Origin of the sequence: Pseudoxanthomonas suwonensis 11-1 (genome assembly GCF_000185965.1) — a bacterium.
In the GTDB taxonomy this organism is placed as follows: Bacteria; Pseudomonadota; Gammaproteobacteria; order Xanthomonadales; family Xanthomonadaceae; genus Pseudoxanthomonas; species Pseudoxanthomonas suwonensis_A.
In genome coordinates, this window is record NC_014924.1 from 2489405 (window position 1) to 2503212 (window position 13808).

Sequence of the window (13808 nt, forward strand, 5' to 3'; positions counted from 1 at the left end):
GCCTTCCTTCAGCAGGCGCGACGGCGGTGCTTGGCCTCGTCCGAGCGCAGCTGCTGCAGGCGCTCGAAGTAACCCGGCTCGATCCCGGTCACGTAATCGCCGTTGAAGCACGAAGAATCGAAGCGGGCGAGCTGCGGGTTGCCCTCGCGCACCGCCGCCTCGAGGTCCTCGAGGTCCTGGTAGATCAGCCAGTCGCAGCCCAGCAGCTTCTCGATCTCCTCGATGCTGCGGTTGTGCGCGATCAACTCGTCCGGCGACGGCATGTCGATGCCGTAGATGTTCGGGTAGCGCACCGGCGGCGCGGCGCTGGCCAGGTAGACCTTGCGCGCGCCGGCGTCGCGCGCCATCTGCACGATCTGCTGGCTGGTGGTGCCGCGCACGATCGAGTCGTCCACCAGCAGCACCACGCGGTTGCGGAACTCCAGGTGGATCGGGTTGAGCTTGCGGCGCACCGACTTAACCCGCTCGCCCTGGCCCGGCATGATGAAGGTGCGGCCGACGTAGCGGTTCTTGATGAAGCCCTCGCGGTACTTCACGCCCAGCACGTTGGAGATCTCCAGCGCCGCGTCGCGCGAGGTGTCCGGGATCGGGATGATGGTGTCGATGTCGTGGTCCGGGCGCAGGCGCAGGATCTTCTCGCCCAGCTTGATGCCCATGCGCATGCGCGCCTTGTGCACCGAGACGTTGTCGATCATCGAGTCCGGGCGCGCGAAGTACACGTACTCGAAGATGCACGGCGCCTGGGCGCCGGCCTGGGCGCAGACCTCGGAGAACACCTCGCCGCGCGGAGTGATAACCAGGGCCTCGCCCGGCTGCACGTCGCGCACGCGGGCGAAGCCGAGGATGTCCAGCACCGCCGACTCGGAGGCGACGATGTACTCGGCGCCCTCGTTGTGCTCGCGCTTGCCCAGCACCAGCGGGCGGATGCCGTGCGGGTCACGGAACGCGACCAGGCCCAGGCCCAGCACCACGCTGACCACCGCGTAGCCGCCCTTGACCCGGCGGTGCACGCCGGCCACCGCGCGGATCGCCGCCTGCGGGGTCAGCTCGCCCTGCACGTCCAGCTCGTGCGCGAACACGTTCAGCAGCACTTCGCTGTCGGAGTCGGTATTGATGTTGCGGCGGTCCTGGGCGAACACCTGCTGGCGCAGGGCCTCGGTGTTGATCAGGTTGCCGTTGTGCGCCAGGGCGATGCCGTAGGGCGAGTTGACGTAGAACGGCTGCGCCTCGTCCATGCCCTCCGAACCGGCGGTCGGGTAGCGGCAGTGGGCGATGCCCACCCTGCCCTGCAACACGCTCATGGCCTTGGCGCTGAACACGTCGCGCACCAGGCCGTTGTCCTTGTGCACGCGCAGGCGGGTGCCGTCCGCGGTGGCGATGCCCGCCGCGTCCTGGCCGCGGTGCTGGAGCACGGTCAGGCCGTCATACAGCTGGCCTGCGACGTTGTCGTTGCCGACGATTCCGACGATGCCGCACATGATGCGAATCTCCGACGGTCTACTGACCGGGGTTGGGACTGGAAGACGAAGGGGGTTCCCCGCCGGACGGCGGCGGCGCCGCCTCGTCTGGAACGGGCAAGGCCCCGGTAAGGGTTTCGACGATGGCGCCGGCGCGCTGGAGGGCGCCATTATCGCCGCCGGGCTTGCCGTTGCCAAAGTCCAGCTCGCTGGCGGCCCATCCGGGCAGCCAGCGCGCCAGCCACTGCGCGCCAGGCACCAGCAGCGGCAGCGCGCGCGACTCCGACCAGGCCGCCTCGCGCGGCAGCGAGCTGAAGGCCATCAGCAGCACCAGCACGCAGGCCACCAGCGCGCCGCGCAGCAGGCCCACGGCCAGGCCGAGGGTGCGGTCCAGCCCGGACAGGCCGACCGACTGCAGCAGCTTGCGCATCAGCCAGCCGACCAGGCTCACGGCCACCAGCACGCCGAAGAACGCGATCGCGTAACCGGCCAGCAGGCCGGTTGCGCTAGGCTGGCCGTTGTCGCTGAGCAGGAAAGCGATGTGGCCGCCGAAGCGGAACGCGCACCAGGTCGCGCCGATCCACGCCACCAGCGAGGCGACCACGCCGATGAAGCCGCGCATCAGGCCAAGCAGGGCCGAGGCGGCAATCACCAGTAGCAGGACCAGGTCGATCGCGTTCATGGACCGGGCACGCGCGCGACGGCGACGGTGTCGATCAAGGGTGCGGGACCACCATGCCGCCGCCGTGGGCGGCAAGGCGACCTTGCAGCTGCTCGGCCTCGGCCCGCGAGGCCACCGGCCCCACCCGCACGCGGTGCAGCGTGCCCTTGTCGGTGCGCACCGGCTGCACGATGGCGCTGAAGCCGGAGGCGCGCAGGCGGTCGCGCAGCGCGGTGGCGTCGGCCTCCTTCGAGAACGCACCCATCTGCACCGCGAAGCCGACGCCCTGGGCGGCCGGGGTCGGCGACGGGGCCGGGACCTGGGCCGGCGCAGTGCCCGCCGCGCTGGGCGCAGCGGGCTTCGGGGCCGGGGCGGTTGCCACGGTCTTCGCGGGGGCCGGCGGGGGCGTGGTGGCAGCGGGGCGCTCGGTTCCGGAGGTGGCAACCGTCGGCGCCGGCGCGGGAGCCGGCGCCGGCGCCGGGGTCGCCGCGGTGGTCGCGGCGGCGACGGCGGGTTCCGGCGCGGGCGTGGCCGCCGTGGCCGCCGCGTCCTCGGCGGTGGCATCCAGCGCGATCACCTGGGCGTTGACGTCGTTGCGGATGCGCACCGCGCGCAGGCGGCCGGCCTCGGCCAGCGAGCGGTCGGCGAACGGGCCGACGCGCACGCGCCAGGCCTGGCGGCCGTTGACCGTGGTCTGCTCGCTGAAGCCTTCCAGGCCGGCCTGGCGCAGGCGGCTGATCACCGCGTCGGCATCCTTCTCGCTGGCATAGGCGCCGAAGCTCACCGCCCAGCGGCCCGCGGCCACCGCCGGATCGGCCGGATCGGGCGCCGCAGCGGCTTCCTCTTCCGGCTCCGCGGCGTCGGTTCCGGCCGCCAACACGGGGGCACCCGGTTCGGCGGCAGGACCCAGCAGCGGCAGCTCGCGGGTCTCGTAGCCGCTGGCCGGGGCATCGGGGACGCGGGTGGAGACGTCAGCCACGCCGCTGTCGGGGGCAGGGCCCTGGACCAGCATCGGCAGGAAGATGACCGCGAGCGCGACCAGCACGGCCGCTCCGATCAGGCGTTGTTTCAGCGTGCTATCCACGGGGAGCGGTGGCCTGGCGGGGAGTCGCCGCAATTATAGGGTGCGGCCCGCCAAGCCAGCCGTCATTGCCCTGAACGCAACACCGCAAGCGCCGCCGCGGCGGTGTGGAAGGAACCGGCGACCACCACCCGGTCGCCCGGCGCGGACTGCGCCAGCGCGCGGGCCAGCGCCGCCTCCACGCTGGCGTCGCGGCTGCCTGCGGCCGCAGCGGTGCCGGCCAGGCGCGCGGCCAGGGCATCGACGTCCTCGCCGCGGGCGATCCCGGCCAGGCCGGCCAGGTGCCAGCGGTCGACCACGCCGTCCAGCGCCTGCACCAGGGCCACCACGTCCTTGTCCGCCAGCACCGACAGCACCATCGCCGTGGCACCGGCCGCCGGGCGCACCCTGGCCCAGGCCGCCAGCTCGCGCGCGGCCTGCGGGTTGTGGGCGACATCAACCACCACCTCGATGCCATCACGCTCGAACCGCTCCAGCCGGCCGGGCACGCGCGCGGCGGCCACGCCGGCGGCGCAGGCCGCGTCCGAGGGCGAGCGCGGCAGCGCGCGCAGGGCGGCGATCGCAGCGGCGGCGTTGGCGCGCTGCACCGGCGCGGCCAGCACCGGGTCCGGCAGCAGCAGTTCGGCGCCGACCTCGCGCCACTGCCACTGGCCCTCGCCCGCCGGCTCGTGGAAGAAGTCGCTGCCGGAGCGGATCGCGTTGGCGCCGATCGCGTAGGCGTGGCGCAGCACGCTGGAGGGCGGATCGATCTCCCCCAGCACCAGCGGCTTCCAGGCCCGGGCGATGCCCGCCTTCTCCTGGCCGATGGTCTCGCGGTCGCTGCCCAGCCAGTCGACATGGTCCACGTCGACGGTGGTGATCACCGCCACGTCCGGATCGACCAGGTTCACCGCGTCCAGGCGGCCGCCGAGGCCGACCTCCAGCACCGCCAGGTCCAGCGCCGCGCGCTGGAACAGCCACAGCGCGGCCAGGGTGCCGTACTCGAAATAGGTCAGTGGCGTGTCGCCGCGTGCCGACTCGACCGCGGCGAAGGCCCCGGCCAGCTCGTCGTCCCCTGCCTCGGCGCCGTCGATGCGCACGCGCTCGTTGTAGCGCAGCAGGTGCGGCGATGTGTACGCGCCGACCTTCCAGCCCTCGGCCCGGGCGATGGCCTCGATGAAGGCCACGGTCGAGCCCTTGCCGTTGGTGCCGCCGACGGTGACCACCTGCGCGGCCGGCCGTTCCAGGCCCAGGCGCGCGGCGACCTCGCGCACGCGCTCCAGGCCCATCTCGATGGCGCGCGGGTGACGGGTCTCGATGTAGGCCAGCCAGTCGGCCAGGGTGCGGGGCGAGTCGCTCATGCGGGATCAGGGTAATGGCGCGGGGTGGCCATGTCGCGGCCACGGGCGCGGGCCATGCAGCCACCCGGAAGCGGCTGCAGGCGGGAAGGAGGTATCGGCGGCGGATGCCGGCAGGGCGCCACGGCGACGCCCCGCCCGCCAGCGCGGATTACAGCGCGCGGTGCTTGGCTTCGCCGAAGAACGGGGTGTGGTGGGCGCAGTCGTTCAGGCGCACCACTTCCAGGCTGTCCACGTCCGCGCCCTCGAGCAGGTTGAGCGTGGTCGGGGCCTGGCGGAAGGTCCACAGCTTGCTGATCGGCAGGCCCAGGATCTTGCACAGCAGGACGCGGTTGACCGCGTCGTGGGCCACCAGCAGCAGGGTGTCGTCCGCACCGAGGCCCTCGGTCGCGCGGACCAGGCCGCGCCAGGAACGGTCCAGCACCTGGCGCAGCGACTCCCCACCGGGCATCAGCACCGTGTCCGGCTCCTCGCGCCAGGCACGCAGGCGGGCCGGATCCTTCTCGTTGATCTCCGACGCCAGCAGGCCTTCCCACTCGCCGTGGGCGATTTCCTGCACGTCCGGATCGATCTGCAGCATCCCCGCCCGCTCCTCGCCCAGCGCCAGCTCGGCGGTACGCCGCGCGCGCGACAGCGGCGAAGCCACGGCGCGGGTGATCGGCACCTCGCGCAGGCGCTCGCCCAGCGCGCGGGCCTGTGCCTCGCCGACCGGCGAAAGCGGGATGTCGATCTGGCCCTGGTAACGGCCCTCGGCGTTCCACGGCGTCTCGCCGTGGCGTGCAAGCAGGATGCGCATGGAATCCCCTCTGGAAAAAACCCCCGCCGTGAGACCACGGCGGGGGTGCGCATGATACCCGACGGCCGGGCCATCGGCCCGGACGGTTTCAGCGGGTAATACCCATCTCTTCCAGCAGCTGCGGGGCCGGGTAGACCTCCTGCATGATCCAGCGCATGTAGCGGCTGTCGACCGCGATCATGCGGGTCATCTTCGGGTCGAACACCCAGTTGGAGCTGACCGACTCCCAGTTGCCGTCGAAGGCCAGGCCGACCAGCTTGCCGCGGGCGTCCAGCACCGGCGAACCGGAGTTGCCGCCGGTGATGTCCAGGTCGGAGAGGAAGTTGACCGGCACCGAGCCGATGCGCGGGTCTTCCAGGCCGCCGTAGCGCCTGGCCGCGACCGCGTCCAGCAGGGCCTGCGGGGAATCGAACGGATCCTCGCCGGTGTTCTTGGCGACCAGGCCCTCGAGCGTGGTGAACGGGGTGTAGGCCACGCCGTCCTTCGGCTCGTAGCCGGTGACGTTGCCGAAGGTGATGCGTAGCGACAGGTTGGCATCCGGATAGACCGCCTTGCCCTGGCTCTTCTTGTAGTCGGCCACGGCCTGCAGGTAGACCGGGCGCGCGGCCAGGTTCTCGCCGGTGCGCACCTTGCGCTCCTGTTCGAGCTTGAGCAGGGTCGGCATCACCGCCACCGCGTACTGGATCGCCGGATCGTCGCTGGACTCGAACGCGGCGCGGTCGGCCGACATCCACTTCAGGCGCTCCTCGGTGCTGCCCAGCTTCGTCTGCGACAGCCGGTCCAGGGCGCGCTCGATGGCGGCGGCGTCGTTGCCGCCAAGCCACTCGTCCACCGCGGCCACGCGCTGGCTGGCCGGCAGCTTGATGTACTCGTTGAGCCAGTACGCCTGCAGCTGGCGGTCCATGGCCGGGACGAAGCGGCGCTCGAGCTGCTTCATCGCGCCTTCGATGGTCGGCAGGTCGCGCTCCTGGTAGCCGGACTCACGCTCGGCGTCGGGCTTGGCCTTCTCCAGCGACAGGCGGTACAGCTGGGTCGCCGCGCCGGTGGTCGCGGTGTTGTTGAACATCGCCAGCACCAGGTCGCGCTCGCGGGTGGCCCTGGACTGCTCAAGCAGCTTCAGCAGCTTGGCGTGGGCCTCCAGCGCGAGGCGGCCCTTGCTGCCCTGGCCCTTGAGCCACTTCAGCACCGCCGCTTCCTCGGCCTGCTTCTGGCCGGCGGCGTCGATGCGCTTGAAGCCCTCGAGCTGGCCTTCGTAGTTCTTGCGCACGTTGTTCCAGCTGGCCATGGTGCTGGCGTACTTGACCTGGATGTCGGGGTCTTGGCGGCCGGCGGCCTCGACCATCTCGATCAGCTTCGCGTAGTGCCCGCCGACCACCGGGTAGGTCCACTGCTCGGTGTTGGCGAACTCGGCGGCCAGGGCGTAGCGGTTGGTCGAACCCGGGTAGCCGGCGACCATCACGAAGTCACCCGCGCCCAGCGGCTGGTCGGCGATCTCCAGCCAGCGCTTCGGGGTGTAGGGCACGTTCTCCGGGGAGTACGGCGCCGGCTTGCCGTCCTTGCCGACGTAGGCGCGGTAGAAGGCGAAGTCGCCGGTGTGGCGCGGCCACATCCAGTTGTCGATGTCGCCACCGTACTTGCCCACGCTGCCCGGAGGCGCATAGGCCAGGCGCACGTCGCGGATCTCGAGGTTCTTGAACAGGCGGTATGTGTTGCCGCCGGAGAAGCTGTACAGGCGGCAGCGGTAGCCCGGCTCGGATTCGCACTGGGCGATCAGCTTCTTCTCGAAGGCGTCCAGCGCGCGGGTGCGGGCCAGCGCGTTCGGCGCGGCGGCGATCACGGCCTTGGCCTCGGCGGTCACGTCGGTGATCTCGTCCAGCACGAACACCCGCGCGTTCGGGCCGGCGCTCAGCTCGTCGGCCGGGGTCGGGGCGTTGAAGCCTTCCTTGATCAGGTTCTTCTCGGCCGTCGAATTGAGCTGGATCGCGCCATAGGCGCAGTGGTGGTTGGTGACCACCAGGCCCTGCGGCGAGACGAAGCTCGCGGTGCAGCCACCCAGCGCGACCACGGCGCCCATGGGGTCGCCGGTCAGGTCGGCCAGCTGCTCCGGCGCCAGCTCCAGGCCGGCCTTCTTCAGCGGGCCGGCGATCTCCGGCAGCTGCTGCGGCACCCACATGCCTTCGGCGGCGTGGGCGAGCGGCGCCGCCACCAGGGCGGCAAGGACGGACAGGGACAGGTGGCGCAGGCGCATGGGCAATGGTTCCAACCGAAAGAGACCGGGAATTCTAGCCCTGCCCGGCCGCCCCGGCGCCATGACTGATGGCAGGTCGGGCGCCGGCCTGGCCTGCCCTGCCCCCCCGGCAGCGGCGCGGGTCTCCGCCCGGCCGGTGGTGGCCGGGCCCGGCCACCACCGGCTCCCGGGCGAGCCCGCGGACGCTGGAATCGACGCTTGGTTTCGCCGGCAACCTATAATGTGCAGCTTCCGTTCCCCCGTCCGAGGTCCTGCCGATGTCCCGAACCATGAAGGCGCTGGTGAAGCGCGAAGCCGCCAGGGGCATCTGGATGGAGGAAGTGCCGGTCCCGCAGCCGGGTCCCAACGAGGTCCTGATCAAGGTCGAGAAGACCGCCATCTGCGGCACCGACCTGCACATCTACCTGTGGGATGAATGGAGCCAGCGCACCATCAGGCCGGGCCTGGTCATCGGCCACGAGTTCGTCGGCCGCGTGGTCGAGATGGGCACGGGCGTGTCCGGCTACAGCGTCGGCCAGCGCGTGTCGGCCGAGGGCCACATCGTCTGCGGCCACTGCCGCAACTGCCGCGGCGGCCGCCCGCACCTGTGCCCGCACACCGTGGGCATCGGCGTGAACCGCAATGGCGCGTTCGCCGAGTATATCGTGATGCCGGCCTCCAACCTGTGGCCGATCCCGGACCCGGTGCCGTCGGAGTTGGCCGCGTTCTTCGATCCCTACGGCAACGCCGCGCACTGCGCGCTGGAGTTCGACGTGGTCGGCGAGGACGTGCTGATCACCGGCGCCGGCCCGATCGGCATCATCGCCGCCGGCATCTGCAAGCACATCGGCGCGCGCAACGTCGTCGTCACCGACGTCAACGACTACCGCTTGAAGCTGGCCGCCGACATGGGCGCCACCCGCGTGGTCAACGTCGCCAACACCCCGCTCAAGGACGTGATGGCCGACCTGCACATGGAAGGCTTCGACGTGGGCCTGGAGATGAGCGGCAACCCGCGCGCGTTCAACGACATGCTCGACTGCATGTACCACGGCGGCAAGATCGCCATGCTTGGCATCATGCCCAGGGGCGCCGGCTGCGACTGGGACAAGATCATCTTCAAGGGCCTGACCGTGCAGGGCATCTACGGCCGCAAGATGTACGAGACCTGGTACAAGATGACCCAGCTGGTGCTGTCCGGCTTCCCGCTGGGCAAGGTGCTGACCCACCAGCTGCCGATCGACCAGTTCCAGCAGGGCTTCGACCTGATGGAGGAAGGCCGCGCCGGCAAGGTCGTGCTCAGCTGGACCTGAGCACCCGCCAGACCCGGATACGGGAAAAGGCGCCTTGCGGCGCCTTTTTCCGTTCCAGCGCGGGCCGGTTTACTGGCCGATGCTGAGGCTCAGCACGACGCGGTCGTCGGCCAGGTCGCCGAACAGGTCGCGGCCGTTGCCGTCGGTGCCGACGTAGGCCAGCGAGGCGCTGAACAGGCCCCAGCTGCGGCTCAGGCCGACGGACCAGTCGGTGTAGTCCTCGCTGTAGTCGTCGTCGAACAGGCTGCGGCCGACGCCCAGGTCGAGGCTGAACTCGTTCGGCAGGCCGAAGCTGGCGCCGCCGGCCACGTACCAGGCCTTGGCGTCGGCGCCGCCGAAGTCGTTGGTGTAGGCGACGGTCAGCGAATAGTTCTCGGCGAAGGTGGTGGTGGTGATCAGCTCGTTGAAGTTGAGCTCGCTGGCACCCGGGTAGGTGTAGCGGTTGATCATCACGTCGAAGTTCACCGAGTCGCTGAAGTCGGTGTTGTAGCCGATGAAGCCGTCAACCTCGGCGTTCGGGTCGCCCGGGCCGAAATCGACGCCCGAACCCCATACGCCGGCATAGAAACCGGACGGCGAGGTGTAGGTGAAGCCGGCCTGCAGGGTCGGCTCCTCGTCGGACTGCGAGACACCGCGCCAGACGTAGTCGGAAACCGCGGTGACTTCCCAGGAGAACGGGGATTCCTCCTCCTGCGCGAAGGCGGCGAACGGTGCAGCGGACAGCAGGACGGCGAGCGAAGCAGCGAGCTTGAAGGACTTCATCCCTGGATCTCCTCTGGTGGGGTGGTGCAGCACGGGGCGGCCCGGAGCCACCTCGGTTCACAATTACTTAACCCAACCGATATTGCGACGCAACATTTTCGTCGTCAACCACTTTTCCCGCCCCCGGGAGATCCGTCGCTTCAGCCTCCCGCGAAGGCGCCGTAGCGCACCGGCACCAGGCCCAGGCGGCTGCCCGGCGGATGCGCCTGCTGCGCGTCCACCGGCAGTTCCAGCTCGACCTCCTCGCCCTGCCCGCCTTCCAGCCGCGCTCGCAGGCGCACGCGTGGGCCGCTGCGCTGGGCGTCGACCACCACCGCGTCCCAGCCGCCCTCGCCGACCCGCAGGTCCTCCGGGCGCACGTAGACGTCCAGCTCGGCCGCCTCGCCCGCCGGCAGCGGCCCGCCCGGCGGCAGGGCCAGGCCGCCGACCTCGATGCGGTCGCCACGGCGACGCCCGCGCAGCCGGTTCACCGCGCCGACGAAGGAATACACGAACGGGCTGGCCGGGCGGTCGTAGGCCTCGGCCGGGGTCGCCAGCTGCTCGATCCGGCCGCCGTTGAGGATGGCCACGCGATCGGCCAGTTCCAGCGCCTCTTCCTGGTCGTGGGTCACGAACACGGTGGTCAGGCCGGTCTGCACGTGCAGCTGGCGCAGCCAGGCGCGCAGGTCGCGCCGCACCTGGGCGTCGAGCGCGCCGAACGGTTCGTCCAGAAGCAGCACGCGCGGCTCGATCGCCAGCGCCCGTGCCAGGGCCACGCGCTGGCGCTGGCCGCCGGACAGCTGGGTCGGGTAACGCCCGCCCAGGCCCTGCAGCTGCACCAGCGACAGCAGCTCCTCGACCCGCGCGGCGATCCTGGCCGCCGGCCAGCGGTCGCGGCCGCGCCGCACCTTCAGGCCGAAGGCGATGTTGTCGGCCACGGTCATGTGCCGGAACAGCGCATAGTGCTGGAACACGAAGCCGACCCGCCGCTCCTGCACGCTCAGGCGCGAGGCATCCTCGCCGCCGAACAGGATGCGCCCGCCGTCGGCATGCTCCAGGCCGGCGATCACCCGCAGCAGGGTGGTCTTGCCCGAGCCGGACGGACCCAGCAGCGCCAGCAGCTCGCCGTCGTGGATCTCCAGGTCGATGTCGTCCAGCGCGGCGAAGGAACCGAAGCGCTTGTGCAGGTTCTGGATATCGATCTTCATCGCGTTTCCTCAGTGGCGGTGGCCGGCGGCCAGCGATTCGCCGTGCCGCCATTCCAGCCAGGTCTTGAGCACCAGGGTCACCAGTGCGCTGAGCGCCAGCAGCGAGGCCACCGCGAAGGCGGCGCTGTAGGCGTATTCGTTGTAGAGGATCTCCACGTGCAGCGGCAGCGTGTTGGTGCGCCCGCGGATGTGGCCGGACACCACCGACACCGCGCCGAACTCGCCCATCGCGCGCGCGCCGCACAGCAGCACGCCGTAAAGCAGGCCCCAGCGGATGTTGGGCAGGGTCACCCGCCAGAAGGTCTGCCAGCCGCCGGCGCCCAGGCTCAGCGCGGCCAGTTCCTCGTCGCTGCCCTGCTGTTCCATCAGCGGCATCAGCTCGCGGGCGATGAACGGGAAGGTGACGAACACCGTGGCCAGCACGATGCCCGGCAGGGCGAACACGATCTTCGGCAGCTGCAGGTGGAACTGCCAGCCCAGCAGCGACAGGTCCACGCCCTCTTCGATCAGCGGCCAGGCCCAACCGTGCGAGCCGAAGATGAGGATGAAGACCAGGCCGGCGACCACCGGCGAGACCGCGAACGGCAGGTCGATCAGGCTCACCAGCAGGCGCTTGCCGCGGAACTCGTGCTTGGCCACCAGCCAGGCCGCGGCCACGCCGAACACCAGGTTGAGCGGCACCGCGATCGCGGTCACCAGCAGGGTCAGCTTCACCGCCGCCAGCGCGTCCGGCTCGCGGATCGCGGCCAGGAATGCACCGGCGCCGCCGCGCAGCGCCTCGGCGAACACCAGCAGCAGCGGCAGCAGCAGGAAGGCGAGCAGGAAGCCGACCGCGGCGGCGATCAGCAGCCATTGCACCCAGCGCGGCTCGCTGGTCGGCGAAGGCCGGCGGACGCGTGCGGTGGATGCAGGTTCGGCCATCGTCAGCTCCCGGGGATCCAGGGCGAGGACGCCCTGCACGTTACCACTGCCCTGTGGTGCCATCTCACCGTCCTCCCCTGCGCGCGGCCAGGCGCGACTGCAGCGTGTTGATCAGCAGCAGCAGCGCGAACGACAGCAGCAGCATCGCCACCGCGATCGCGTTGGCGCCGGCGTAGTCGAATTCCTCGAGCTTGATCGTGATCAGCAGCGGCGCGATCTCCGAGACCATCGGGATGTTGCCGGCGATGAAGATCACCGAGCCGTACTCGCCCACCCCGCGCGCGAAGGCCAGGGCGAAGCCGGCCAGCACCGCCGGCCACACCGCCGGCAGCACCACCTTCCATACCGTGCTCCAGCGGCCGGCGCCAAGCGTGGCCGCGGCTTCCTCCAGCTCGCCCTCGGTCTCGGCCAGTACCGGCTGCACCACCCGCACCACGAACGGCAGGCCGATGAACACCAGGGCCACGGTGATGCCCAGCGGGGTGTAGGCGACCTTGATCCCGGCCGCCTCCAGCCACTGCCCGATCCAGCCGTTGCCACCGTACAGCGCGGTCAGGGCGATGCCGGCGACCGCGGTGGGCAGCGCGAACGGCAGGTCGATCATGGCGTCGAACAGGCGCCGGCCCGGGAACTCGTAGCGCACCAGGGCCCAGGCCACCAGGGTGCCCATCACCGCGTTGAACGCGGCCGCGGCCAGCGCGGTGCCGAAGCTGACCTTCAATGCCGCCAGCACCCGCGGATCGGTCCAGATCGCCCACAGCCCGCTCCAGCCCAGGCCGGCCGAATGGATGAACACTCCGGCCAGCGGGATCAGCACGATCAGGCTCAGCCAGGCCACGGTGTAGCCCAGGCTCAGGCCGAAACCGGGCATCACCCGGCGGCGGCGACCGGACACGGGTACGCCGCCCGCGGGCGGCGTCAGGGGGTTGGGGACGCTGGACATCGTTCGCTTCGTCGGTGGCCGTCTTCAGCAGTGGAAGGGGCCCGGGGCTGCACGCGCCCCGGGCCGCCCGGTTACTTGCCCTTCGCCGCGGCGAGGATCTGGTCGAACTCGCCGCCGTCGCTGAAGTGCCGCTTCTGCGCCTGCGCCCAGGAGCCGAAGGCGCCATCGATGGTCACCAGCTGCACCTTCGGGAAGCGCGCCACGTCGGCTGGATCGGCGTGCTGCGGATGGCGCGGGCGGTAGTAGTTCTTCGCCGCGATGCGCTGGCCTTCCGGCGAGTACAGGAACTCCAGGTAGGCCTGGGCGATCTCGCGGGTGCCCTTCCTGTCGACGTTGCGGTCGACGATCGCCACCGGCGGCTCGGCCAGGATCGACAGCGACGGGACCACGATGTCGAACTTGTCCGGGCCCAGTTCCTCGATCGACAGGAACGCCTCGTTCTCCCAGGCCAGCAGCACGTCGCCGATGCCACGCTGGACGAAGGTGGTGGTCGAGCCGCGGGCGCCGGTATCCAGCACCGGCACGTTGCGGAACAGCGCGGTCACGAAGTTGCGGACCTTGGCCTCGTCGCCCTTGAAGATCTTCTCGGCGAAGGCCCAGGCGGCCAGGTAGTTCCAGCGCGCGCCGCCGGAGGTCTTCGGGTTGGGGGTCACCACCGAGACGTTGGAGCGCAGCAGGTCCGGCCAGTCCTTGATGTTCTTCGGGTTGCCCTTGCGCACCAGGAACACGATGGTCGAGGTGTACGGCGAGCTGTTCTCCGGCAGGCGCTGCTGCCAGTCCGGACGGATCAGCTTGCGCTCGGCGATGGAGTCGATGTCGTAGGCCAGGGCCAGGGTGACCACGTCGGCCTCGAGGCCGTCGATCACCGCGCGGGCCTGCTTGCCCGAGCCGCCATGGGAGTTCTCGATCTCGACCTTCTGGCCCTTGGCCTGCTGCCAGTGCCTGGCGAAGGCGGCATTGAACTCGCGGTACAGCTCGCGGGTGGGGTCGTAGGACACGTTGAGCAGCTTCGCGTCCTTGGCGAAGGCCCCCACCGCGAGGGTCAGGCCGAAGGTGGCGGCCAGGACCAGGAGGGAACGGCGGATGGTTTTCATCGGGAAACGCTCCGTTGGGATGGGGAAGC

The 13808-nt window shown here is 70.8% G+C and carries 12 protein-coding genes; 1 reads left to right on the forward strand and 11 read right to left on the reverse strand.

Going from position 1 to position 13808, the window contains the following annotated elements:
* Positions 1–8: 8 nt before the first annotated feature.
* From purF to PSESU_RS11350, 6 genes are all read right to left on the reverse strand, one after another.
* Positions 9–1478, reverse strand: a complete 1470-nt coding sequence (gene purF / locus PSESU_RS11325; RefSeq protein WP_013535919.1) for an amidophosphoribosyltransferase — start codon at positions 1476–1478, stop codon at positions 9–11.
* Between the two features lie 19 nt (positions 1479–1497).
* The gene (locus tag PSESU_RS11330; protein WP_013535920.1) at positions 1498–2139 is read right to left on the reverse strand and encodes a CvpA family protein; all 642 of its coding nucleotides are present in this window, start codon (positions 2137–2139) and stop codon (positions 1498–1500) included.
* A 34-nt stretch (positions 2140–2173) separates the two neighbouring features.
* Positions 2174–3202 (reverse strand): SPOR domain-containing protein, encoded by a 1029-nt coding sequence (locus PSESU_RS11335; RefSeq protein ID WP_041764127.1) that lies wholly within the window; start codon positions 3200–3202, stop codon positions 2174–2176.
* A 62-nt stretch (positions 3203–3264) separates the two neighbouring features.
* Positions 3265–4539: a bifunctional tetrahydrofolate synthase/dihydrofolate synthase gene (folC, locus tag PSESU_RS11340; protein ID WP_013535922.1), complete on the reverse strand. Its 1275-nt coding sequence runs from the start codon at positions 4537–4539 to the stop codon at positions 3265–3267.
* A 148-nt stretch (positions 4540–4687) separates the two neighbouring features.
* A complete protein-coding gene (locus PSESU_RS11345; RefSeq protein WP_013535923.1) occupies positions 4688–5332 on the reverse strand; it encodes a histidine phosphatase family protein in 645 nt (214 codons plus the stop codon).
* 88 nt (positions 5333–5420) lie between these two features.
* Complete coding sequence (locus PSESU_RS11350; RefSeq protein ID WP_013535924.1) at positions 5421–7580, reverse strand: S46 family peptidase; 2160 nt, start codon at positions 7578–7580, stop codon at positions 5421–5423.
* Between the two features lie 257 nt (positions 7581–7837).
* Here PSESU_RS11350 and tdh point away from each other — a divergent pair, with 257 nt between their 5' ends.
* Positions 7838–8872 carry an L-threonine 3-dehydrogenase gene (gene tdh, locus PSESU_RS11355; protein ID WP_013535925.1) on the forward strand — a complete coding sequence of 345 codons (1035 nt, stop codon included), beginning with the start codon at positions 7838–7840 and terminating at the stop codon, positions 8870–8872.
* Positions 8873–8941: 69 nt separating this feature from the next.
* Here the strand turns inward: tdh and PSESU_RS11360 are convergent, their stop codons facing one another.
* The 5 genes from PSESU_RS11360 to PSESU_RS11380 form a co-directional block, all read right to left on the reverse strand.
* A complete protein-coding gene (locus tag PSESU_RS11360) occupies positions 8942–9634 on the reverse strand; it encodes a TorF family putative porin (RefSeq protein ID WP_013535926.1) in 693 nt (230 codons plus the stop codon).
* Between the two features lie 140 nt (positions 9635–9774).
* Positions 9775–10821, reverse strand: a complete 1047-nt coding sequence (locus PSESU_RS11365; protein ID WP_013535927.1) for a sulfate/molybdate ABC transporter ATP-binding protein — start codon at positions 10819–10821, stop codon at positions 9775–9777.
* 9 nt (positions 10822–10830) lie between these two features.
* Positions 10831–11742, reverse strand: coding sequence for a sulfate ABC transporter permease subunit CysW (cysW, locus tag PSESU_RS11370; RefSeq protein WP_041764130.1), 912 nt, complete (start codon positions 11740–11742; stop codon positions 10831–10833).
* Between the two features lie 64 nt (positions 11743–11806).
* The gene (cysT, locus tag PSESU_RS11375; protein WP_013535929.1) at positions 11807–12685 is read right to left on the reverse strand and encodes a sulfate ABC transporter permease subunit CysT; all 879 of its coding nucleotides are present in this window, start codon (positions 12683–12685) and stop codon (positions 11807–11809) included.
* Between the two features lie 71 nt (positions 12686–12756).
* Positions 12757–13779: a sulfate ABC transporter substrate-binding protein gene (locus PSESU_RS11380; protein ID WP_013535930.1), complete on the reverse strand. Its 1023-nt coding sequence runs from the start codon at positions 13777–13779 to the stop codon at positions 12757–12759.
* Positions 13780–13808: the final 29 nt, after the last annotated feature.

Bases quoted from the DNA above. Each gene is read 5' to 3' on its own strand.
- purF (WP_013535919.1), bottom strand. From the start codon at position 1,478: ATGTGCGGCATCGTCGGAATCGTCGGCAACGACAACGTCGCAGGCCAG.
- PSESU_RS11330 (WP_013535920.1), bottom strand. From the start codon at position 2,139: ATGAACGCGATCGACCTGGTCCTGCTACTGGTGATTGCCGCCTCGGCC.
- folC (WP_013535922.1), bottom strand. From the start codon at position 4,539: ATGAGCGACTCGCCCCGCACCCTGGCCGACTGGCTGGCCTACATCGAG.
- PSESU_RS11345 (WP_013535923.1), bottom strand. From the start codon at position 5,332: ATGCGCATCCTGCTTGCACGCCACGGCGAGACGCCGTGGAACGCCGAG.
- PSESU_RS11350 (WP_013535924.1), bottom strand. From the start codon at position 7,580: ATGCGCCTGCGCCACCTGTCCCTGTCCGTCCTTGCCGCCCTGGTGGCG.
- tdh (WP_013535925.1), top strand. From the start codon at position 7,838: ATGTCCCGAACCATGAAGGCGCTGGTGAAGCGCGAAGCCGCCAGGGGC.
- PSESU_RS11360 (WP_013535926.1), bottom strand. From the start codon at position 9,634: ATGAAGTCCTTCAAGCTCGCTGCTTCGCTCGCCGTCCTGCTGTCCGCT.
- PSESU_RS11365 (WP_013535927.1), bottom strand. From the start codon at position 10,821: ATGAAGATCGATATCCAGAACCTGCACAAGCGCTTCGGTTCCTTCGCC.
- cysW (WP_041764130.1), bottom strand. From the start codon at position 11,742: ATGGCCGAACCTGCATCCACCGCACGCGTCCGCCGGCCTTCGCCGACC.
- cysT (WP_013535929.1), bottom strand. From the start codon at position 12,685: ATGTCCAGCGTCCCCAACCCCCTGACGCCGCCCGCGGGCGGCGTACCC.
- PSESU_RS11380 (WP_013535930.1), bottom strand. From the start codon at position 13,779: ATGAAAACCATCCGCCGTTCCCTCCTGGTCCTGGCCGCCACCTTCGGC.